The following is a 21,479-nucleotide window of genomic DNA, read 5'->3' as shown; positions in this document are numbered from 1 at the left end:
GGGAAAGCTTACTTTATGAATAAAAAAAATCGCTCCCCTTATGGAGAGCGATTTTTCCCTAATACATTATTTTAATTTTGACATTGCAATTTCAGCCGCTGCAATTGTCGCCTCAATATCTGCGTCACTATGTGCTGTCGATAAGAATAAACCTTCGAATTGAGATGGTGGCAAGAATACACCTTGTTCTACCATTTCACGATAGTAAGCCGCAAAGAACTCTAAGTTTGAAGATTTTGCTGCATCGTAATTAATAACGGGCTCATCTGTAAAGAAAATACCAATCATAGAACCTGCACGATTAATATGATGTGGAATGCCATGTTTTTCAGCTGCTTTACGTAATCCAGCTTCTAACATTTCAGCTTTACGCTCAAATTCTACATACGATTCTGGCGTTAACTGTACTAACGTTTCATAACCTGCTGCCATTGCAAGTGGGTTACCTGATAAAGTACCAGCTTGATAAATCGGTCCGCTTGGCGCAATTTGGCGCATAATTTCTGCTTTACCACCGTACGCTCCTACTGGTAAGCCACCACCGATTACTTTACCTAAACAAGTTAAATCAGGTGTTACACCGTAGTAACCTTGTCCACAGTTATAAGCAACACGGAATCCTGTCATTACTTCATCAAAAATAAGCAGTGCACCGTTTTGTTCTGTTACTTCACGAAGTCCCTCTAAAAATCCTGGTTGCGGAGGAACAACACCCATATTCCCTGCCACTGGTTCTACAATTACACAAGCAATATCATCACCGAATTGTTCAAAAGCGTATTTCACACTTTCTAAATCATTATAAGCTACTGTAATCGTATTTTTCGCTACACCTTCTGGTACGCCAGGGCTATCTGGTAAACCTAGAGTCGCCACACCAGAACCAGCTTTAATTAATAACGAATCACCATGACCGTGGTAACAACCGATGAATTTCAAGATTTTATTACGGCCTGTATAACCACGAGCTAAACGTAGTGCACTCATTGTCGCTTCTGTTCCAGAGTTAACCATGCGGACAATTTCAATCGATGGTACACGCTCAATAACAAGTTTCGCTAATTTATTTTCGATTTCTGTCGGTGCACCGAAGCTTGTACCTCTTTCAGCAACAGATTTTAACGCTTCAACAACACGATCATTTGCATGCCCATGAATTAAAGGCCCCCATGATAATACGTAGTCGATGTATTCATTTCCATCAATATCATATACTTTAGAGCCTTTACCACGCTCCATAAACAACGGATTCATCCCAACAGACTTAAAGGCACGAACTGGGCTATTTACGCCACCAGGCATTAAATCTTGCGCCTCTTCAAACGCTGCAATTGACTTATCAAACTTTTTCATTATTTAACGCCTCCTTCTTGCAACCATTTTGCTGCATCTTTCGCATGATACGTAATAATTAAGTCTGCTCCTGCACGTTTCATGCTAATTAATTTTTCAAGCACAACTTCTTTTTCATTAATCCAACCATTTTGCGCTGCCGCTTTAATCATTGAATATTCACCACTTACGTTGTAAGCAACGATTGGTAAATTAAAGTTATTTTTCACATCACGAATGATATCTAAGTAAGAAAGAGCTGGCTTTACAATTAAGAAATCAGCCCCTTCCATTACATCTGATTCTGCTTCACGGAATGCTTCCATACGGTTCGCTGGGTCCATTTGATATGTTTTACGGTCACCAAATTGCGGCGCACCGTGCGCAGCATCACGGAATGGCCCATAAAACGCTGATGAATATTTCACAGCGTACGACATAACTGGCACGTGTCCAAAACCATTTTCATCTAATGCATGGCGAATTGCTGTTACGAAGCCGTCCATCATGTTTGATGGCGCAATAATGTCCGCTCCTGCCTTCGCTTGACTTACAGCTGTTTTCGCAAGAACTGCAAGAGACTCGTCATTTAAAATAATACCATCTTCAATTACACCGCAATGACCATGACTTGTAAATTGACATAAACATGTATCTGCAACTACTACTAGCTCAGGGAAATCGCCTTTAATTTGTTGAATAGCACGTTGTACAATTCCATGATCACAATATGCTGATGATCCAACTTCATCTTTTTCAGCAGGTAAACCAAATACAATAACAGAACGAATACCTAAATCAACAACTTCTTGCATTTCAGCTTGCAATAAATCTAAAGACATTTGATATACGCCTGGCATAGAAGGAACTTCATTACGAACATTTTCACCTTCTAATACAAAAATAGGGTAAATAAAATCTTCCGTATGTAAAAACGTTTCACGCACAAGTGCACGCATACTACCGCTTTGTCTTAAACGACGATGACGATTAAATTGTAAAGAGTTCATAGATTTCTATCCCCATTCTTTCATTTTATAGATTCACAAACACATTGTAGTAATGCTTCTACAGTGTACTCTTTCGGCACAATAACAGACGGAAAATAACGGCTTGCCTCTTTTTCCGTAATAGGTCCTATACAAGCAATTGTACATTTTTTTGTCCATTCTCTCCAGTTTGCACCCTCAAGTAAACGAACAAAACTAGTAACAGTTGAAGGGCTCGTAAATGTAATAATGTCTACTTTCCCTAACTTCAATGCCGCTATAAGCTCTTGCTTTTTTTCTATATTCACTTTCGTACCGTATACGATTAGCTCATCTAGAGAAACACCAATTTCCCGAAGTGCAACCGGAATTACCTCTCTTGCTATATTCCCTTTCGGAAATAAAATACGTTCGTTTCCACTTAATTCTTTTAGAAACTCTTCTGCAAATGCTTCTGCAACAAATGAAGTTGGAACAAAATGAACTTGATAGCCCCTTTTTTCTAACTCTAATTTTGTTTTCACACCTACCGCAGCAATTTTAATGGTTAGCGGTAGTTTCTTGTTCAAACTATCTAGAAAAAAAGCTACACCATTTCTGCTCGTAAAAATAACCCAGTCATACGAATGTAGCTGCCCTTCAATATGTTGAATTTGCCTATGAGACATACCTTCCATATGCAAAAGCGGAATTTCCAATGGAATTCCGCTCTTTTCTTTCACTGCTACACTCATTTGTTTCGCTTGATGCTGGGCACGTGTAATCAATACCGTTTTTCCAGCGAGAGCGTTCATATTTATTGTTGCTCCTTATTTGCAGCAAGAATGAGTTCTTTGGCGCCTTGTTTAATTAAACGGCCCGCGGCTTCTAATCCTACTTCCTCAGGATTAGTACCTACTACTGTCTCTTTTAATAAAACAGAGCCATCCATAGAGCCAACAAGAGCTGTTAATTCGATTGTATCGTTTTCTTTAAGGGTTGCATATCCAGCGATTGGAACTTGACATCCACCTTCAAGTTTATGAAGAAATACTCGCTCCGCTGCCACTGTTCTTTCTGTTATCGCATCATTCATATGCGCTAACAACTGCAATAAATCCTTATCATCCTCACGACATTCAATCGCTAATGCACCTTGTCCTACAGCAGGTACACATAACGTTTCATCTAAATGTTCTGTAATAACTTCATCATCCCAGCCCATTCTTTGTAATCCAGCTGTCGCTAAAATAATCGCATCGTAATCCTCTTCTTTTAATTTACGTAAACGTGTATCGATATTTCCGCGAATCCACTTCACTTGTAAATCTGGTCTCGCAGCGAGTAGCTGTGCACTACGTCTTAAACTACTCGTACCTAAAATAGCACCTTCCGCTAACTCTTTAAACGATGCTCCATTTTTTGAGATAAAAGCATCACGAGGGTCAACACGCTTTGGTGTACAGCCAATCATTAACCCTTCTGGAAGTACGGCTGGCATATCTTTCATACTATGTACAGCCATATCGATTTCTTTCGTAAGTAACGCATGCTCAATTTCTTTAACGAACAAACCTTTTCCGCCTACTTTTGAAAGAGTAACATCTAAAATCACATCACCTTTGGTGACAATTTCTTTCACTTCAAATTCATATGGTAAACCAAGTGCTTTTAACTGATCAATAAACCAGTTTGTTTGTGTTAATGCTAGCTTACTCTTTCGTGACCCTACAATAATTTTGCGCATAATTCTCTCTCCTCATTATAAATACCAAAAGTGGAAATTAGATAAACTACTTAATAAAAAAATGTTAACTAGCATTACGAGAAAGGCCCCTACATTCCACAGTACAATTTTCTTCCCTTGCAATACATCTGCCGCTCTTAAATACAAGCCCGCACAGTATACAAATAGAACGACAAACGAACCAATTACTTTCGTATCATACCAATGAAAATTATCTAATTTTGTATATCCCCATATACATCCTAATAAAATTGCTAGTAAGAAAAATGGAACAGAAAATAAATTTAATCCGTAAGACGTAGATTCAAGCTTCGGTAAATTCCCTAACCTTCTTAATCTCGCATTCCACTTTTTCTTTTTTAATAGGCGATATTGCAGTAAATACATAATAGAAAAAATAAATGATACCGTAAACGTTGCATAAGAAATAATCGCCATTCCAACATGCACGTATACAAGTTCTGAAACTAATTGCTCTGCAAGTACTGGCGACATCTTTCCGAGCGGTGTAAAAATAGAAAAAGCGCTTACGCCAAATGCAACAACATTTGTAAAGAAGACTAAAAAGTCAACGCGCATAAATCGATTTATGACTAACGACATCGTAATCAATAACCAAACATAAAAATAAATCCCTGATAATAAAGTTAAAATGGGGTTCGTTTCTGAATCTGTCGCCCTAAGCAACATAAAAATAGACTGCAATACCCATACAATCGAAAGTAACCAAAAAGCAAATCGGTTCGCCTTTCGGTTACTTTGGAAATAATCTATAAAATATAAACTAATGCTACAAGCATATAAAATAATTGCAATATGATAAATAATACTGTTATTTAAAAAACTCATCCGATCATCCTTCCAAATTATAAAGATGGAACGGATGGTGTCCACACTCTTTTATGTTCTACTTCTTCCGCACGACTCTCTACTTCTTCCGTTTCTAAATCGAAAATCTTCGCAAATAACGCTAATTTTTCGCTCGCTCCCTCTTCAGCAGCTATTTCTTTCGCTACTAAAATTGGGTCTTTTAATAATTGATTAATAATACTTTTCGTATGCTTACTAATGACTTTTTTCTCACGATCACTAAGGTTTGGTATTTTTCGCTCTAGGCTTACCATCGTTTCACTTTGGATTGCAAGTGCCTTATCACGAAGAGCTGATATTAATGGAACAACACCAAGTGTACTTAACCACGTTTTAAATAGAACAATTTCCTCTTCAATCATAAATTGAATTTTCTCCGCTTCTTTCAAACGCTCAGCACGATTTGCTTCCACTACTCCTTGCAGATCATCAATGTCATATAAAAAAGAACCTTCTAACTCATCAATCGCTGGATCAATATCACGTGGTACTGCAATATCAACCATAAATAAAGGGCGACCAGAGCGCATTTTCTCCACCTTTGTCATCATCTCTTTCGTAATGACATACTCAGATGCACCAGTTGAACTAATTAAAATATCTGCTTCTAATAATGCACATTGCAATTCGCTTAACGATTTTGCATGTCCCATATATTTCTCAGCCATTACTTCTGCTTTCGAAAGTGTCCTATTCATAACTGTTACTTTACGAGCACCACTTCCATATAAGTTTTGCAGTGCAAGTTCGCCCATTTTACCAGCACCAAGAATAAGCACATGACAATCTGTTAACTCGCCAAATATTTTCTTTCCAAGCTCAACAGCAGCATAACTAACAGACATTGCACTTTCCCCGATTGTTGTTTCTGAGTGGGCACGTTTTGCTAATGTAATGACTTGCTTAAACAATTCATTAAAAATTGTGCCTGTTGCTTTAACTTGTTGCGCTTCTAAAAAGCTATCTTTTATTTGACCTAAAATCTGCGTTTCTCCGACTACCATCGAATCTAAACCGCACGTTACGCGGAATAAATGATCTATTGCACCATCTTGTTCAAAAATAGTTAAATATGGCGCGACTTCTTCTATTTCAAGCTGAAACCAATCAGCTAAAAACTTCTTAATATAATACCGTCCCGTGTGTAATTGATCGACAACAGCATAAATCTCAGTGCGATTACAAGTTGATACAATGACATTCTCTAACACGCTCTTTTGATTTTGTAATGTAGTCATCGCTCGCTCTAGCTCTGCTGCCTGAAATGTGAGTTTCTCACGAAATTCTACAGGGGCTGTTCGATAATTTACACTAACAACAAGAATATGCACGCAGCATGTCCCCCTTCACCCGTTTTATCACTTTATCTACTATCATAATACAACTTTCCTCTTATGAATCTGACAATCGTGTGAACAACCGATTATTTTTTAATTATTCTCCGTATGTAATAAAGGAGATTCAGTAAACTAATAAAAAAATCTTCTACTTTATAATGATTATAAATTAATAACTCTATTTGTACGTTACCAAAAAAAGTCCTCATAATCAAGTGATGGAAACTATTCCATATAAATTATAACATCATCTTTCCTATCTTCTTTCATCATGAAGGAAAATATGTATGATTGTTCCAAAATGTAGCAAACACTTTCTCAATACAATGTATTTGACATTTTATTTCTTTTTCGTTATATTGATTTTACAAAATTAAATTGTGCACAACTTAATTAGAAGGGAGTTATGTATGACAGAGGACTCTTTGCATCTAGATAACCAACTTTGTTTTTCTATTTATGCCTGTTCTAGAGAGGTTACTCGTTTTTATCGACCTTATTTAGAAGAGATGGGTATTACGTATCCCCAGTACATTACTTTACTCGTACTATGGGAGCAAGATGGACTAACAGTAAAAGAAATTGGAGAACGTCTATTTTTAGATTCCGGTACGTTAACACCTATGTTAAAACGAATGGAATCATTAAAACTTGTAAAACGTGTTCGTTCCAAAGAAGACGAGCGAAAAGTTTGTATTGAATTAACAGAACAAGGCAAAGATTTAAAGGAAAAGGCTTGTTCATTACCGACAACGATGGCTACAAATTTAGGAATTACAGAGCAAGAATATCGCTCTTTATTAATTGAGCTAAATAAACTAATTGAAACAATGAAAACAATTAATGATGGAAAAGACCTGCGGTAGTATGTCAACTGAAAAATAATATATTTTGAAGTTATCAAAGGACAAATTGCTTAAAAAAGACATCACGAAACTAGACCAGCACCGCATGTAAAATACTGGAATTGATTGAAAGGTAGCGATGACAAGTTTTATGTCACACTTTCACACACCTTTCAGGCGTAAAGAGTTGGTGATTACGTAGTAGCGCATCCACCAATCGCACAAATTTTCTTGCGGTTAGAACGAGTGCACGTTTGTGTTGATGTTTTGGTACTTCATTATACTTTTTTGCGTAATATTCTTGGTATTCCAATACATGCTTTCTTACAGAGTTGGCGGCTTCAACTAAGTAATACCGCAAGTAATGATTCCCATTACGAGATAATGAAGTATTTTCAGCGGTGAACCGGCCAGACTGGTATGTACGCCAATATAACCCGGCATATTTTGCGATTTTGGTTTCATCGTCAAATCTTTCGATTTGGCCAATTTCAGCGATAATACCAGCGGCATATATAGGCCCGATTCCAGGAATGGATTCTAATGTTTGCGTTAATCCAGCCATGATCCGCTTAATAGATTTTTCTAGTTCTTTAATTTGTCTTTGATAGGTACGAATGATTTCGATTGATGTTCCTAAAAGAATATCGATTGAGTCTTCTACCACCTTATCTAAACGGTACGACGTGCGAACAGCCTTTTGAATGGTTGATGCGACACATTTCGGGTCACCAAATCGATTTTTACTCTTTTCCTGTAGGAACTCAGCGAGTTCCTCTAAAGGCATGTCAGCTAGCTCTTCTAGACTGAATTTTTCAAGGAACAATTCCATCATGGCGTTACCAAATATAGAAGAATCGACTTCTTGTGAGAACGTATTACATTTATAACTTAGGTGTTGTAGAAAATGTTGTTTCTCCTTTGTCAACATTCTAACGAGTTGATAACGAGCTCTTGTTAATTGCTGTAATGCCACGTATTGACTTTCTTTCACGATGGACATTTGATTTCGCCCAAATCGTAAATAATCAGCGATGACAAAGGCATCAATTTCGTCAGTCTTATTCATGTCTGAATAACTTTTCTTGAAGTTTGCGACTTGTTTTGGATTTAGAAGAAATACCTTTGTGCCAAATCTTTTTAAGTCTTCGTCATGATGGAGAAACATGGATGGGTGAAAACTGTAAACAGATGTAGATTCTAAGCCGATTTTTAAAGTTTCAACCTCTTGATTGGTTGTGCACTGTAATAATCGTTCTTTAAGTACCTGTGCACCTGGTAAGTCATTACTGACTGAAAAAGAATCTAGCTTTTCTCCTTCACCATTTAAAAAGCAAACTTTCATATCAAACGAACTTACATCTAGACCAACAAATAATCTCACGTAAGAGACCTCCTTTCGATTTAGAATCATTGCTTGGACGTCTCGAGATATCTCTAGTGTGTACGCCGACCAACAACCTCGTGTATAAGAGCTAGTCCTGAATCGAAAGCCGCCCTAGAGCTACTAACATCTAGGTTCGAGGATCAGGCTGCTCAGCCTGCGAGTAGGGAGCCCCGCGCGTTCACTGAGAAACACTCTTTTCGTGTGGTAAATCCACAGGGGAATACAGAATTGTCCCAAATGATCCTAAGACCATTATCTAGAAATATCTTGAGACGTCCAAGTATTTTCTTTATTACTGGACTCTTATTAGAGAGAAAAACTAAGCCTGAGATAGGGCTTAAATATTAATATACGAGGGGAATAAATATGGATAAATTATATACTGCTTCAGTAACAGCAACAGGTGGAAGAAATGGGAAAGTAGTTTCAGATGATGGCATATTAAATCATGATGTAAAAATGCCGAAAGCACTAGGTGGTGCAGGCGGAGAAGCAACAAATCCAGAACAACTATTTGCAGCTGGTTATGCAGCTTGTTTTGATAGTGCATTACAACTTGTCATTCGTACAAAACGTATGAAAGTAGAAAGTACAGAAGTAACCGCTCACGTTTCTATCGGAAAAGATACAGATGGTGGTTTTGGCCTATCTGCCGTGCTTGATGTACATGTCGCTGGCGTTTCACATAGCGAAGCAAAAGAACTTGTAGAAGCGGCTCACGGTGTATGTCCTTACTCTAAAGCAACACGAGGTAATATTGAAGTTACATTAAACGTACGTTAACAGCTTATATAAAGAAAAAAACGCGCGACATTCGTCACGCGTTTTTTGTTTTTGTCATTTTATGAATTGCCTTCCACGCTTCTTCTTTTCCAAGTCCTGTTTCAGAAGAGAATAGAACGATTTCATCGCCAATTTCAACAGCAAGCGTTTCTTTTACAACTTTTAAATGCTTTTGCCATTTCCCTTTCGGGATTTTATCGGCTTTCGTCGCAATAATAATTGTTGGGATTTCATAATGCTTTAAGAAATCATACATCATCACGTCATCACTTGTTGGTTGGTGACGTAAATCAACTACTAATACAGCTGCGTCTAATTGCTTACGCGTTGTAAAGTACGTTTCAATCATTTTCCCCCATGCCGCGCGCTCCGATTTAGACACTTTCGCATATCCATAACCTGGAACGTCAACAAAATGCATCATCTCATTGATTAAGAAAAAGTTCAGTGTTTGCGTTTTTCCTGGTTTAGAAGAAATACGCACTAACTTTTTACGATTTAAAATTTTATTAATAAAGGAAGACTTCCCGACATTTGAACGACCTGCTAATGCAATTTCTGGTAAATCACTGTCTGGATATTGTTCTGGTTTAACAGCACTAATTACAATATCTGCTTTTGTTACTTTCATTGTTTCACTCCTACTAATGCGTGCTCCAATACTTCATCTAAATGAGATGCAAGCACAAACGTAAGGTTTTCTTTTACGCTCTCTGGAATATCATCTAAATCTTTCTCGTTTTCTGCTGGCAAAATAATTTTTGTTAAGCCTGCGCGGTGAGCACTTAATGTTTTTTCTTTTAAGCCACCAATTGGTAATACACGACCACGAAGTGTAATTTCACCTGTCATACCTACTTCTTTACTTACAGGAATACCTGTTAGTGCAGAAATAAGTGCCGTTGCCATCGTAATACCTGCTGACGGTCCATCTTTTGGAACTGCTCCTTCTGGAACATGAATATGAATATCATTTTTCTCATGGAAATTCGGGTCAATCTGAAGCTCTTCTGCACGAGAGCGTATATAACTAAACGCAGCTTGTGCTGATTCTTTCATAACATCCCCAAGTTTCCCCGTTAAAATTAGTTTCCCTTTTCCTGGCGCTACAGAAACTTCAATTGCAAGTGTATCGCCGCCTGCTGCTGTATAAGCTAGACCTGTTGCCATACCAACTTGGTCTGTTTTTTCAGCTTGCCCATAACGGAATATGTGTTTACCAAGTAAATCAACAATCTTTTTCTCTGTCACAACGATACGTTTACGTTCTGCTGTAACGATAATTTTCGCTACTTTACGGCAAACTTTTGCAATTTGGCGTTCTAGCGTACGAACACCAGCCTCACGTGTATAATAACGAATAATTTCAAGAAGCGCCTCATCACGCACTTGTAAATTACCTTTTCGTAAGCCATGCTCTTTTAATTGTTTCGGCAATAAATGCTCACGAGCAATGTGTACTTTTTCAAGTTCTGTATAGCCAGCAATCGAAATGATTTCCATACGGTCAAGTAATGGACCTGGAATACTTGAAAGTGTATTAGCGGTTGCTACAAACATAACTTTCGATAGATCATATGGTTCTTCAATGTAATGATCACTGAAGTTATGGTTTTGTTCTGGATCTAATACTTCAAGTAATGCCGCTGATGGATCTCCACGGAAATCGTTAGACATTTTATCAATCTCATCTAATAAGAAGACTGGATTAACTGTTTTCGCCTTTTTCATACCTTGAATAATGCGTCCTGGCATTGCTCCAACATATGTACGGCGGTGACCACGAATTTCAGATTCATCACGCACACCACCAAGAGATGCACGGACAAATTTACGATTCAATGATGTTGCAATTGAACGCGCTAACGAAGTTTTGCCGACCCCAGGAGGGCCTACTAAACAAAGGATAGGTCCTTTTAATGAATTCGTTAACTTCTGTACAGCTAAATATTCAAGTACACGCTCTTTCACTTTTTCAAGACCGTAATGATCGTTATTTAAAATCTCTTCTGAATGAGCAAGATCAATTATATCTTCTGTTGCCTCTGTCCACGGAAGCGCTAATAACCAATCAATATAATTGCGAATAACACCACTCTCCGCAGAACTTGCTGGTAACTTTTCATAACGATCTAATTCTTTCAGCGCAGCCTTCATTGTTTCTTCAGGCATTCCTGACTGTTCAATTTTTTCACGAAGTTCTTCTACTTCTCCGCCCTTACCTTCTTTGTCGCCAAGTTCAGTTTGAATCGCCTTCATTTGCTCACGTAAGAAATATTCTTTTTGCGTGCGCTCCATTGAACGTTTCACTTTTTGTCCAATCTTCTTTTCTAGGCTAAGTAACTCTTGTTCATCTTGAATAATTGAAATAAGTGTATGTAATCGTTCTTTTACAGATACAATCTCTAGAATCTCTTGTTTCTGCTTCGTTTTAATCGGCAAGTGAGAAGCAATTAGATCAGCTAATCTCCCTGGTTCTTCTACATCAGCTACCGTTGCAAATGTTTCATTTGAAACTTTTTTCGAAACTTTAATATATTGTTCGAAATGCTCCAGTAACGTACGCATAAGAGCTTTCTCTTCTAAATCATCTTCTACTTCTTCAGTTACCGTTTTAATAGACACTTGTACTATATTTTCTTCTTCGATAAACTCTATTACTTCTGCTCTATGTAAACCTTCCACAAGGACACGAAGCGTACCGTTCGGCAATTTTAACATTTGCTTGACTTTCGCCACTGTACCTACACTATATATGTCATCTTCTTTCGGATCATCGATATTCATTTCTTTTTGCATTGCTAAAAAGATGATATTTTCATCCATTGCCGCCTGCTCTAGTGCTTGTATCGATTTATCACGTCCTACATCAAGATGCAAAACCATCGTTGGATATACGAGAACGCCTCTTAATGGTAGGAGGGGCACGATTCTTTCGTTCGTATTCATACTAGACATAGCACCTCCATAATAAATTAAACTCCTGTTCAACTATTTTATATTACAATACACCTAGATGCAATTGCTGAGATTCCTCACAATTATAAATAGCTTATTTTTCTACCTCACGAAAAGAAAAAAGACTCCGATTAAGCATACAAACTTAAACGAAGTCTGGCAAATTTTATTATTGTTTATTTTTACATAGATTGTGCATCTGTTTCGTCTACGTTAGTATGTACATCTAGCTCTCTATGCGCATTTTCTTGCATAAATGTTAACTCAAATACTTCTTTTAACTTACGGACAGGAATAATTTCGATTCCCTTTATAGTATACAAAAATGGTTGCATATTTTCAGCAGGAATAATGACTTTCTTAGCTCCCGCTTTTTTCGCAGCTTTTATTTTTGCGTACACGCCACCAATAGGCTTTACTTCTCCGTGTATACTTATTTCACCTGTCATCGCTACTTCATTATTTACATATGTGCGATGCACCGCAGAATATACACCTGTTGCCATAGCGATTCCTGCAGAAGGTCCATCAATTGGGATACCACCTGGAAAATTAATATGTATATCGTATCCTTCTGGCAACACATCTAAAGAACGAAGTACTGTTAATACATTATCAACAGAGCCTTTTGCCATACTTTTACGGCGAATCGATTTCGTTTGACTACCAATACTTTCTTCTTCTACAATTCCGGTAACATTTACCGACCCTTTATCTTTCGCCGGAATTGCTGTTACTTCAATTTCTAATAACGCACCTGTATTTGGTCCGTATACAGCAAGACCATTTACAAGACCAATCCTTGGAATCGGATAAATGTGCTTTTCGTATTTCGGTGTAAGCTGACTTGAGTGAACAACCCACTCTATATCTTCATCTTTAATGAAAGAACGTTCTTCATTTATCGCCATACCAGCAGAGATTTGCACGAGATTAATCGCTTCTCGTCCATTTCTTGCATACATCCCAATCATTTCAATACCATTTTCGCCTATTTGCATTTCTACTTTTTCCGCGGCATTTTTCGCTACTTTTTGAATTTCTTCCGTATCTAATTCACGGAAAAATACTTCTAAGCAACGTGACCGAATAGCAGGAGGAATTTCCTCTGGCGAACGTGTCGTTGCTCCAACTAAGCGAAAATCTGCCGGTAAGCCTTTTTGGAAAATATCATGTATATATGTTGGGATCATCGTATTTTCTTCACTATAGTACGCACTTTCTAAAAATACTTTTCGATCTTCTAACACCTTTAACATTTTGTTCATTTGAATCGGATGGAGTTCGCCAATCTCATCAATAAACAAAATACCACCATGCGCATCTGTTACAGCACCTTTTTTCGGTTGCGGAATACCTGCTTGTCCCATCGCCCCAGCACCTTGATAAATCGGATCATGCACCGAACCAATTAAAGGGTCTGCGATACCACGTTCATCAAACCGAGCTGTCGTCGCATCAAGTTCAATAAATGTTGCATTCGTACGAAATGGAGATTTAGGATTTCGTTTCGCTTCTTCTAATACAAGACGTGCTGCCGCTGTTTTCCCAACACCTGGCGGGCCATATATGATTACATGTTGCGGATTCGGACCACAAAGAGCCGCTTTTAACGACTTAATCCCGTCCTCTTGCCCTACAATATCTAAAAAGGTTGTAGGACGCACCTTTTCTGCTAGCGGCTCTGTTAAAGAAATCTCACGCATTTTACGAAGCTGTTCTAATTCTTTTTTCGATTCTCGATCAATTGAAACTTTTTGTGTTCGTTGATTTCGAAGTAAATGCCAGAAATATAATCCGACAATTACACCAAAAACAAGTTGAACAACTAAAAATATATTTGTCCAGCTCATTATTTATTTCCTCCCGCAATATTTTATCTCTTAGTATTTCCGCGGAGGAACGTAGCTAAACATAAAGAAAAACAGCAATTATAAAAATTGCTGTTTCCCTTTCGCATTATGCAGATGTTTTTGTATCAAGTACAGTACCGTCTTGTAACACCAATTTTGGCGGTTCATTATCAGCTACTGTTTCTTTTGTAAGAATACACTTCTCGATATCTTTACGAGATGGAAGTTCGAACATTACATCAAGCATTAAGCCTTCAATAATAGAACGAAGTCCACGAGCACCCGTTTTACGTTCAATTGCTTTTTTCGCAATTTCGATTAGTGCACCTTCTTCAAACTCTAACTCAACATCGTCAAGCTCCAATAGTTTTTGGAATTGCTTAACAAGTGCATTTTTCGGTTTCGTTAAAATATCAACAAGAGCATCTTCATCAAGTGGCTCTAGGTTCGCAATAACTGGAAGACGACCGATAAACTCTGGAATTAAACCAAATCTTAAAAGATCCTCTGGTAATACGTGAGATAAAACATGCTTCTCATTTACATCAGCATTTTTCTTCTCAGAACCAAATCCAATTACTTTCTCACCAAGGCGACGTTTAATAATCGGCTCAATGCCATCAAACGCTCCACCACAAATGAATAAGATGTTCGTTGTATCAATTTGAATGAACTCTTGGTGCGGATGCTTACGACCACCTTGAGGTGGAACGCTTGCTACAGTACCTTCTAAAATTTTCAGAAGTGCCTGCTGCACACCTTCACCAGATACATCACGTGTAATTGATGGATTTTCGGACTTACGTGCCACTTTATCAATCTCATCAATATAAATGATTCCTTTTTCCGCTTTCTCTACATCATAATCAGCTGCTTGAATTAATTTTAGTAAGATATTTTCTACATCTTCCCCAACATATCCAGCTTCTGTTAAAGATGTTGCGTCCGCGATTGCAAATGGAACATTTAAAATACGCGCTAACGTTTGTGCCAGTAATGTTTTACCACTACCTGTTGGCCCGATAAGTGCGATATTACTCTTCGCTAATTCTACATCATCAATTTTGCTGTTAGAATTAATGCGTTTGTAATGATTATATACCGCTACCGCTAGTGCTTTTTTCGCGCTATCTTGCCCGATGACATACTCATCTAAGATTTCACGAATTTCTACCGGTTTCGGTACATCTTTGAATTCTACTTCTTCGTCCTTCGCAAGCTCCTCTTGTACAATTTCAGTACAAAGTTCGATACACTCGTCACAAATGTAAACACCTGGACCTGCCACTAACTTTCGAACTTGCGTTTGTGTTTTACCACAGAAAGAACATTTTAATTGCCCTTTTTCATCATTAAATTTAAACATATTTTCACACCCCTTACAAAGTGCTAACCTCTTGCCTTCGTATGTACACGATAAATGTATCGTATGTAAATACATATTATGTCACTACGTGGCGAGAAATACAAATAATATGACTAGTTATGTACAAATAAAAAAATTTTAAAACTTTTGAAATATGTATATTCGACTTGTAAAGGAACATTTCCTTCTCCATCGAAAAGTTTTATAAATATATTTCTATATTTATAAAACAAGGCACGATTAAAATCGTGCCTTGTTATTTTATTATGCAGCGTTTTCTACTAAGAAGTCTACAGCTTTACGCACTTTAAGATCTTCAGCTAAAGCGTCTACACTTCCAAGAGCTTGCTTGATAGCGTCTACTGGCATACCGTACATTTCAGCCATTTTTTCAACTTCTGCAGTTACTTCTTCTTCAGTAACTTCGATGTTTTCAGCTTCAATGATAGCTTCAAGAACAAGATTGATTCTTACACGTTTTTGTGCATCTTCTTTCATTTGCTCTTTTAATTTGTCAGCGTCAGTACCTGTGAATTGGTAGTAAAGCTCAAGGTTCATACCTTGTTGGCTTAAACGTTGCTCGAATTCACGAACCATACGATCTAACTCAGTGTTGATCATAGCTTCTGGAATTTCGATTTCAGCGTTTGCAGCAGCTAATTCTACTACTTCGTCACGTACTTTGTGCTCAGCTTCGTGCTTTTTGCCTTCTTCTAAGTTTGTGCGAAGTTTTGCTTTTAATTCATCAAGAGTTGCAACCGCTTCGTCTGCTTCTTTAGCGAACTCGTCGTTTAACTCAGGAAGTTCTTTTGTTTTGATTTCGTGAATTGTTACTTTGAATGTTGCTGGTTTGCCAGCTAATTCAGCAGCATGGTACTCTTCTGGGAATGATACTTCAACGTCTTTAGACTCACCAGATTTAAGACCGATTACTTGCTCTTCGAAACCTGGGATGAATGTACCAGAACCGATTGCTAGAGAGTAGTTTTCGCCTTTTCCGCCTTCAAATGCTTCGCCATCAACGAAACCTTCGAAGTCGATTACAGCTGTATCACCGTTTTCAACAGTTCCTTCTTCTTTAACAACTAGTTCAGCTTGACGCTCTTGTAAAGATTTTAATTCGTTCTCTACATCTTCGTCAGTTACAGTTGTTTCAACTTTTTCTACTGCTAAACCTTTGTACTCACCTAATTTAACTTCAGGTTTCACTGTAACTTTTGCAGTGAAGATAAGGTTAGCATTTTTTTCGAACTTCTCGATGTCGATTTCAGGATGATCAACTGGGAAGATACCAGCTTCTTCAATCGCTTCACCGTATGCTTTTGGTAAAATGATATCTAAAGCATCTTGGTATAAAGATTCAATACCAAAGCGTTGTTCGAATAATGGACGAGGCATTTTTCCTTTACGGAAACCTGGTACGTTAATTGTTTTTACTACTTTTTTGAACGCAGCGTCGATAGAGTTGTTTACTTCTTTAGCATCAACTTCGATTGTTAAAACGCCAACGTTACCTTCTAATTTTTCCCATTTTGTAGACATTTATTCTTTCCCTCCAACTATAATAATGTATGCACATACCTCTATAGATTAAAATCTTCATTATCTCTTTTTTGAAATAACAAATACACAAATAACCCTCTAGCAAAAGCTTTCAGATATAATGTTCCAATCTACTAATTGCCCAGAAGACAACTACGGTATATTTTGTTCGAGAATAATATGAAACATATTAAGTAAGAGAATTGCACTTCTCTTCTCTTACAAACAGGCAGATTTCTGCCTTTTGCAACCCTTACATTATAACATAGAATATGCTCGTTTCAAGAACTGAACGATTCTTTTTCATAATTATACGGGCAAATATCCTTCTCTTTCAACACGTAATAACCATTGATAGGCAATATGAAACTCTTCCAATTCGATATTATATGCTGCCATAAGCTCTTCTTCATCAATAGCCAATCCGAAACGCTTTCTTCCAATTCTCTCTAAAACAGCTGACCAAATCTCTTCTTTATCCATTAATAGAGCGAATGGGAAAACGCTAATTTGCAACTCTTTCCAATATGTAACCATCGCTTCAAATATATCGGGATAATTTTGCTCTAATCGGCTTGATAATTTATGTATAATGTTATTGGATTGCTCCTCATTATGACCTGTAAATGCTGGAATCACCTTAATCGTATTTCCAAACTTTTCTACCTCTATTTCTTCTTCTACCTGACTTTCTATCATTTTATACAAAATAGAAGTTTTCAAATAGGGGTGCTGCTCTTCGTCTATTAAAAATTTCTTTAAAACAGGTAATGCAAGATCTAAATCTTTTAACGAAAGTCGCTGAATCGCTCTTAGCTTCTGTCCAAAGTTTTCTCCAAAAATTTCATTAGTAAACTCATCTAATTCAAAGTTTGAATCCACTAGCGATGCGTCTCCCTCATTTAGCATACCTTCTGCAAATAAAGCAAGCTGCGCTAATTTTTCCTTTTGATCAGGCATTATATCTTTCGTTTGTAAAACCTTTTCAACAGTTTCAATAACACCTTCATAATCATTTGTTTGAACTAAAATTGTTACGTACGTTTCAAGAATATCACCAAATAAGACAACTCCTGTTTTAAGCAACTGTTCACATTTATCTTTCGCTTCTTCCATACGTTTTAATTCGAGTAAACAAATAACTGAAGCTAATTCCGTTTGTTCCGTTTCCGCATTATACTGACGTAATATTTCAAAGCAACGCAATGCATCTTCGAATTTCCGCTCTTTCAGCGCTAAAAAACCTTCATCAATATAGCGCTCTGATAGTTGTGGAAACAATACGACCGTATTTTCTTTTTTATCCATACGTCCGCCTCTTTTTCTTGATTTTAATTATGCTCAAAGTAAATATATCAAATGCGTAATGAGAACACAACATCCCTAAATCATTTGTTTGAAATATAAAAATATTTAATTTTTATATTCCGATACGAGTAAATCTCTACTAAAAATTAAAATTGTACAAATAAAAATCCCCAGCAACAAGCGCAGAGGATTCATCATTAATGGAAAGCTTTTATAATTGTGGGGTATATTACAAGGGTAATAATTTGGAGAACAATAATTGCCATAACAATCATGCTAAAATAGAAGATTGGTTTACTTCGCTTCATTAAAAACATAATAATAAGCATCGTACAAGCAAACAAACTTAAGAAGAACAAACTTGTTGTCGAACTAAGTATACCACTTGGGACAAAGAACAATAACACTACACTACAAGTACCTATAATTCCAAATAACCATTCCATTCATTCACTCATTCCCTTTCCCTCTCATAGCTGTTTTCTCTAAGCAATCAAATGTTTCACAACATCGACTACATACGTTAATTTCTCATACGCTACAAATCCAAAAGCAACCGTTAAGCCCGTTACAACTAACCCTTTCATCATTTCTTCCTCCTCGTTTTATCGTTGTTATCTTCATTATAAAAGATTAGCAATTTCTTACCATCGAACTACCTTACAGTTACCTTACAGAATTGTAAGATTTCAAAAAGGGATTGAAAAACACCTCATATCGCTTGAGGTGCTTTCACGAAATTTCTCTATAATCACTTGCAAAATTAGCTTTTTTCTCTTGGTTACTTTTCGGCGAATCGACTCTTAGACTAATAGATTTACTAAATAATTTAGGATCAAAATAATTATGCGTTACTTTTCTTAACTTACCTTCAGATATTTTCGTATTACAAGAAAACAAAAAATGAAAATCATGTTAATATATTTTTGTACAATTAAGAATTTAATTTACAAGGGGGATTATATATGTTCAAAAAAGTAGCTGCTGATGTTTTAGGGTTAAGCGATGTAGGTTCTGTCATTACACCGAAAGATTACGATAAAGTTGATGCTGATGATTACGTGATGCACGAAGATGGAGAGAAAATTTATTTTCTAATTAAATCCAAATCAGATGAATATTGCTTCACAAACAAAGGATTACTCCACCTAGATGGTACAAGCGCAACAAGTAAAAAACGCACACTGCGCCGCTATAGCTATAGTAAATATCAAATTAAAAACGTAGCACTTGAAACTGCAGGAACGATTGATTTAGATATAGAAATTAAGTTTCAAATGGGAGATGAGCATTACTCAATTGATGTTCATAAAAAACATATTGAAGAATTAAAAGATTTATATAAGGCTTTACTTAAAATTGAAGAAATTTCATACGACAACGACATTACTTTACAATATGCACATAAAAGTTTAGATATGGCATCTAATGCTTTCAGCCGTATTTCAAACGCACAAGTAAACTTAGCAGAGCAATTTAAAGAGATGAACGAGATTGCCTTTAACTGGCTTGTTGATACGAAGAAACAATACAATGTGAAAGATTATGGTTTTGTATTTGAGAAGTTTATTAATAACTAATTTAAAACAAAAAACCTTGTTATCAAAAGATAACAAGGTTTTTTTAGCGTCCCAGGAGAGATTCGAACTCCCGCTCCGCCCATTCCGTACTATTTTATATATTTTGATCGCAGTCTTAATATATCTTCTCCTTCGCGAATGCCTGCCGATCCCTTCCTCACATTTTTTACGACAGTCCAATTCGGATTAGTTTCATCACCGATGTTCTGTACTGTAAAGTTGCCGTCACCATATTTCCGTTGACCTTCTGCCAATTTCTCCGTTAAATCATTCTCTTTTGTTCTCGCCATCTTTGCGCCATCTCCCTTTTTATACAACCTTCTTAAACTGTCCAACTAATCACACGTCCAGTCAATTGGAGATTCTCGTTTTCCGCTTCTATTAATTGTAACACACTATCAGGGATAAGTTCCGATAACGGCTACTCAATCACACTAGAATGGTAAAAACTTTTATAACATTGCAAGTGAACAATTAGGAGAATCTGGATATGGATTTGAGTTCTACCATAAGCCTATTGATTCTTTAAATTAAATATGAGGAACAGGGCGCATAAAGTGTAACTTTAATCAACCCTCACCAATCGGACTTTTACGGACAGCCCGACCCCACCTAACTTCTTTGCTTCCGCTGAATTTTGAGTTGGGGGTCTTACTGCCCGGCAAATAGCGGGATAAACGGCGCTCTTTTTATTTAAGAAAAAGAAGTACATATGCAACTGCTTAATATCGAAGGAAAGGTCGCAGATATTAAGAATGAACTACACTTATAACCCAAACATCAATTTTTAGACAAACAAAAACCTTGTTATCAAAAGATAACAAGGTTTTTGTTAGCGTCCCAGGAGAGATTCGAACTCCCGACCGTACGCTTAGAAGGCGTATGCTCTATCCGGCTGAGCTACTGGGACATGGAGCGGGTGAAGAGAATCGAACTCTCGACCAGAGCTTGGAAGGCTCTTGTTTTACCACTAAACTACACCCGCATATGTTATTTTCTTTTCTTCGTTAGCGCCGTTGCCCTATCGACAATATTTATTATATGTATAACCATACATAAAGTCAACACCTTTTTTAAAAGAGGATAAATTTTATTATCCTCTTTTAAAAACTGCTTGTTCAACTAGTTGTCCGTCTAATGTTTCAAAACGAACTTCCATTTGATTTTCATCCATTTCTAATACAGCAAATGTCTTTTCTACACGCTGACGTGGTAATAAAATACTGCCTGGATTAATAAATAAAACGCCGTCGATTAATTCCGCACCTAATACGTGAGAATGTCCGAAGCATGCAACTTGCGCTCCTACTTCTTCCGCATGGTACGCTAGCGTTTGTAATGTCATTTTCACATTATGGCGATGTCCATGCACAACTAAGAAGCGAATTCCATTTACATCAGTTACAATTTCATCTTGAAAGTTAGCATAATCACAGTTTCCTTTTACAACACGGAAACCTTGCATTTCTTCATGAGCAGGCGTTAGCTCTGAATCACCGCAATGAATCATGATATCTACTTTCCCTTCATATTTCTCTTTCAACTGCTGTAATTCCTTCACAGAGCTATGACTATCGCTTACGATTAAAGCTTTCATCATACT

At 37.1% G+C, this 21,479-nt stretch carries 19 protein-coding genes and 2 tRNA genes; 3 read left to right on the top strand and 18 right to left on the bottom strand.

What is annotated here, in order from left to right; all coding sequences use genetic code 11:
* Positions 1–66: 66 nt before the first annotated feature.
* Genes hemL through hemA form a run of 6 tightly spaced genes read right to left on the bottom strand, consistent with a single transcriptional unit; the run spans position 67 to position 6,248 of the window.
* Complete coding sequence (gene hemL, locus MHI28_RS24650; protein WP_000712938.1) at positions 67–1,353, bottom strand: glutamate-1-semialdehyde 2,1-aminomutase; 1,287 nt, start codon at positions 1,351–1,353, stop codon at positions 67–69.
* A complete protein-coding gene (gene hemB / locus MHI28_RS24645; RefSeq protein WP_001087080.1) occupies positions 1,353–2,342 on the bottom strand; it encodes a porphobilinogen synthase in 990 nt (329 codons plus the stop codon). Before hemB ends, hemL begins: the two co-directional genes overlap by 1 nt.
* 20 nt (positions 2,343–2,362) lie before the next feature.
* Complete coding sequence (hemD, locus tag MHI28_RS24640; RefSeq protein WP_000992324.1) at positions 2,363–3,115, bottom strand: uroporphyrinogen-III synthase; 753 nt, start codon at positions 3,113–3,115, stop codon at positions 2,363–2,365.
* Between the two features lie 2 nt (positions 3,116–3,117).
* Entirely contained in the window at positions 3,118–4,047 is a 930-nt protein-coding gene (hemC, locus tag MHI28_RS24635) for a hydroxymethylbilane synthase (protein WP_001226403.1), read from the bottom strand.
* 15 nt (positions 4,048–4,062) lie between these two features.
* On the bottom strand, positions 4,063–4,896 hold the full coding sequence (locus tag MHI28_RS24630) for a cytochrome c biogenesis protein (protein ID WP_000009002.1): 834 nt from the start codon (positions 4,894–4,896) through the stop codon (positions 4,063–4,065).
* Positions 4,897–4,913: 17 nt separating this feature from the next.
* The gene (gene hemA, locus MHI28_RS24625; protein WP_000547868.1) at positions 4,914–6,248 is read right to left on the bottom strand and encodes a glutamyl-tRNA reductase; all 1,335 of its coding nucleotides are present in this window, start codon (positions 6,246–6,248) and stop codon (positions 4,914–4,916) included.
* Between the two features lie 416 nt (positions 6,249–6,664).
* Here hemA and MHI28_RS24620 point away from each other — a divergent pair, with 416 nt between their 5' ends.
* Complete coding sequence (locus tag MHI28_RS24620) at positions 6,665–7,120, top strand: MarR family winged helix-turn-helix transcriptional regulator (protein ID WP_098902493.1); 456 nt, start codon at positions 6,665–6,667, stop codon at positions 7,118–7,120.
* 133 nt (positions 7,121–7,253) lie between these two features.
* Here MHI28_RS24620 and MHI28_RS24615 read toward each other — a convergent pair whose 3' ends face one another.
* Positions 7,254–8,483, bottom strand: a complete 1,230-nt coding sequence (locus MHI28_RS24615; protein ID WP_100909797.1) for an IS110 family transposase — start codon at positions 8,481–8,483, stop codon at positions 7,254–7,256.
* Positions 8,484–8,852: 369 nt separating this feature from the next.
* Here MHI28_RS24615 and MHI28_RS24610 point away from each other — a divergent pair, with 369 nt between their 5' ends.
* Positions 8,853–9,269, top strand: a complete 417-nt coding sequence (locus tag MHI28_RS24610) for an organic hydroperoxide resistance protein (RefSeq protein WP_340828319.1) — start codon at positions 8,853–8,855, stop codon at positions 9,267–9,269.
* Positions 9,270–9,303: 34 nt separating this feature from the next.
* Here the strand turns inward: MHI28_RS24610 and ysxC are convergent, their stop codons facing one another.
* The 7 genes from ysxC to MHI28_RS24575 form a co-directional block, all read right to left on the bottom strand.
* Positions 9,304–9,900, bottom strand: a complete 597-nt coding sequence (ysxC, locus tag MHI28_RS24605; RefSeq protein WP_000869118.1) for a ribosome biogenesis GTP-binding protein YsxC — start codon at positions 9,898–9,900, stop codon at positions 9,304–9,306.
* On the bottom strand, positions 9,897–12,227 hold the full coding sequence (lon, locus tag MHI28_RS24600; protein WP_000097281.1) for an endopeptidase La: 2,331 nt from the start codon (positions 12,225–12,227) through the stop codon (positions 9,897–9,899). Before lon ends, ysxC begins: the two co-directional genes overlap by 4 nt.
* A 182-nt stretch (positions 12,228–12,409) precedes the next feature.
* The gene (gene lonB, locus MHI28_RS24595; protein WP_000119171.1) at positions 12,410–14,080 is read right to left on the bottom strand and encodes an ATP-dependent protease LonB; all 1,671 of its coding nucleotides are present in this window, start codon (positions 14,078–14,080) and stop codon (positions 12,410–12,412) included.
* 106 nt (positions 14,081–14,186) lie between these two features.
* Positions 14,187–15,446 carry an ATP-dependent protease ATP-binding subunit ClpX gene (clpX, locus tag MHI28_RS24590; protein ID WP_000472289.1) on the bottom strand — a complete coding sequence of 420 codons (1,260 nt, stop codon included), beginning with the start codon at positions 15,444–15,446 and terminating at the stop codon, positions 14,187–14,189.
* Between the two features lie 264 nt (positions 15,447–15,710).
* A complete protein-coding gene (tig, locus tag MHI28_RS24585) occupies positions 15,711–16,988 on the bottom strand; it encodes a trigger factor (RefSeq protein ID WP_000105215.1) in 1,278 nt (425 codons plus the stop codon).
* A gap of 309 nt (positions 16,989–17,297) precedes the next feature.
* Complete coding sequence (locus tag MHI28_RS24580) at positions 17,298–18,296, bottom strand: hypothetical protein (RefSeq protein ID WP_000358275.1); 999 nt, start codon at positions 18,294–18,296, stop codon at positions 17,298–17,300.
* Between the two features lie 197 nt (positions 18,297–18,493).
* Positions 18,494–18,742, bottom strand: coding sequence for a hypothetical protein (locus MHI28_RS24575; protein WP_001983650.1), 249 nt, complete (start codon positions 18,740–18,742; stop codon positions 18,494–18,496).
* A 519-nt stretch (positions 18,743–19,261) separates the two neighbouring features.
* Here MHI28_RS24575 and MHI28_RS24570 point away from each other — a divergent pair.
* Positions 19,262–19,876: a PH domain-containing protein gene (locus tag MHI28_RS24570; RefSeq protein WP_000475213.1), complete on the top strand. Its 615-nt coding sequence runs from the start codon at positions 19,262–19,264 to the stop codon at positions 19,874–19,876.
* An 89-nt stretch (positions 19,877–19,965) separates the two neighbouring features.
* On the opposite strand, the gene MHI28_RS24565 is transcribed toward MHI28_RS24570, so the two are convergent.
* The 4 genes from MHI28_RS24565 to MHI28_RS24550 all read right to left on the bottom strand — a co-directional run bounded on the left by MHI28_RS24565 (position 19,966) and on the right by MHI28_RS24550 (position 21,473).
* Positions 19,966–20,166: a hypothetical protein gene (locus tag MHI28_RS24565; protein ID WP_000124591.1), complete on the bottom strand. Its 201-nt coding sequence runs from the start codon at positions 20,164–20,166 to the stop codon at positions 19,966–19,968.
* Between the two features lie 546 nt (positions 20,167–20,712).
* Positions 20,713–20,786: transfer RNA gene (locus MHI28_RS24560), tRNA-Arg, on the bottom strand.
* Position 20,787: 1 nt separating this feature from the next.
* Positions 20,788–20,861: transfer RNA gene (locus MHI28_RS24555), tRNA-Gly, on the bottom strand.
* Positions 20,862–20,969: 108 nt separating this feature from the next.
* Positions 20,970–21,473 carry a metallophosphoesterase gene (locus MHI28_RS24550; RefSeq protein ID WP_000645510.1) on the bottom strand — a complete coding sequence of 168 codons (504 nt, stop codon included), beginning with the start codon at positions 21,471–21,473 and terminating at the stop codon, positions 20,970–20,972.
* Positions 21,474–21,479 lie beyond the last annotated feature (6 nt).

The organism is Bacillus sp. FSL K6-0268, from assembly GCF_038005425.1.
GTDB classification, from domain to species: Bacteria; Bacillota; Bacilli; order Bacillales; family Bacillaceae_G; genus Bacillus_A; species Bacillus_A thuringiensis_S.
This window is presented reverse-complemented; position numbering and strand designations above follow the sequence as displayed.

Bases quoted from the DNA above. Each gene is read 5' to 3' on its own strand.
- hemL (WP_000712938.1), bottom strand. From the start codon at position 1,353: ATGAAAAAGTTTGATAAGTCAATTGCAGCGTTTGAAGAGGCGCAAGAT.
- hemB (WP_001087080.1), bottom strand. From the start codon at position 2,342: ATGAACTCTTTACAATTTAATCGTCATCGTCGTTTAAGACAAAGCGGT.
- hemD (WP_000992324.1), bottom strand. From the start codon at position 3,115: ATGAACGCTCTCGCTGGAAAAACGGTATTGATTACACGTGCCCAGCAT.
- hemC (WP_001226403.1), bottom strand. From the start codon at position 4,047: ATGCGCAAAATTATTGTAGGGTCACGAAAGAGTAAGCTAGCATTAACA.
- MHI28_RS24630 (WP_000009002.1), bottom strand. From the start codon at position 4,896: ATGAGTTTTTTAAATAACAGTATTATTTATCATATTGCAATTATTTTA.
- MHI28_RS24620 (WP_098902493.1), top strand. From the start codon at position 6,665: ATGACAGAGGACTCTTTGCATCTAGATAACCAACTTTGTTTTTCTATT.
- MHI28_RS24610 (WP_340828319.1), top strand. From the start codon at position 8,853: ATGGATAAATTATATACTGCTTCAGTAACAGCAACAGGTGGAAGAAAT.
- ysxC (WP_000869118.1), bottom strand. From the start codon at position 9,900: ATGAAAGTAACAAAAGCAGATATTGTAATTAGTGCTGTTAAACCAGAA.
- lon (WP_000097281.1), bottom strand. From the start codon at position 12,227: ATGTCTAGTATGAATACGAACGAAAGAATCGTGCCCCTCCTACCATTA.
- lonB (WP_000119171.1), bottom strand. From the start codon at position 14,080: ATGAGCTGGACAAATATATTTTTAGTTGTTCAACTTGTTTTTGGTGTA.
- clpX (WP_000472289.1), bottom strand. From the start codon at position 15,446: ATGTTTAAATTTAATGATGAAAAAGGGCAATTAAAATGTTCTTTCTGT.
- tig (WP_000105215.1), bottom strand. From the start codon at position 16,988: ATGTCTACAAAATGGGAAAAATTAGAAGGTAACGTTGGCGTTTTAACA.
- MHI28_RS24580 (WP_000358275.1), bottom strand. From the start codon at position 18,296: ATGGATAAAAAAGAAAATACGGTCGTATTGTTTCCACAACTATCAGAG.
- MHI28_RS24575 (WP_001983650.1), bottom strand. From the start codon at position 18,742: ATGGAATGGTTATTTGGAATTATAGGTACTTGTAGTGTAGTGTTATTG.
- MHI28_RS24570 (WP_000475213.1), top strand. From the start codon at position 19,262: ATGTTCAAAAAAGTAGCTGCTGATGTTTTAGGGTTAAGCGATGTAGGT.
- MHI28_RS24565 (WP_000124591.1), bottom strand. From the start codon at position 20,166: ATGGCGAGAACAAAAGAGAATGATTTAACGGAGAAATTGGCAGAAGGT.
- MHI28_RS24550 (WP_000645510.1), bottom strand. From the start codon at position 21,473: ATGAAAGCTTTAATCGTAAGCGATAGTCATAGCTCTGTGAAGGAATTA.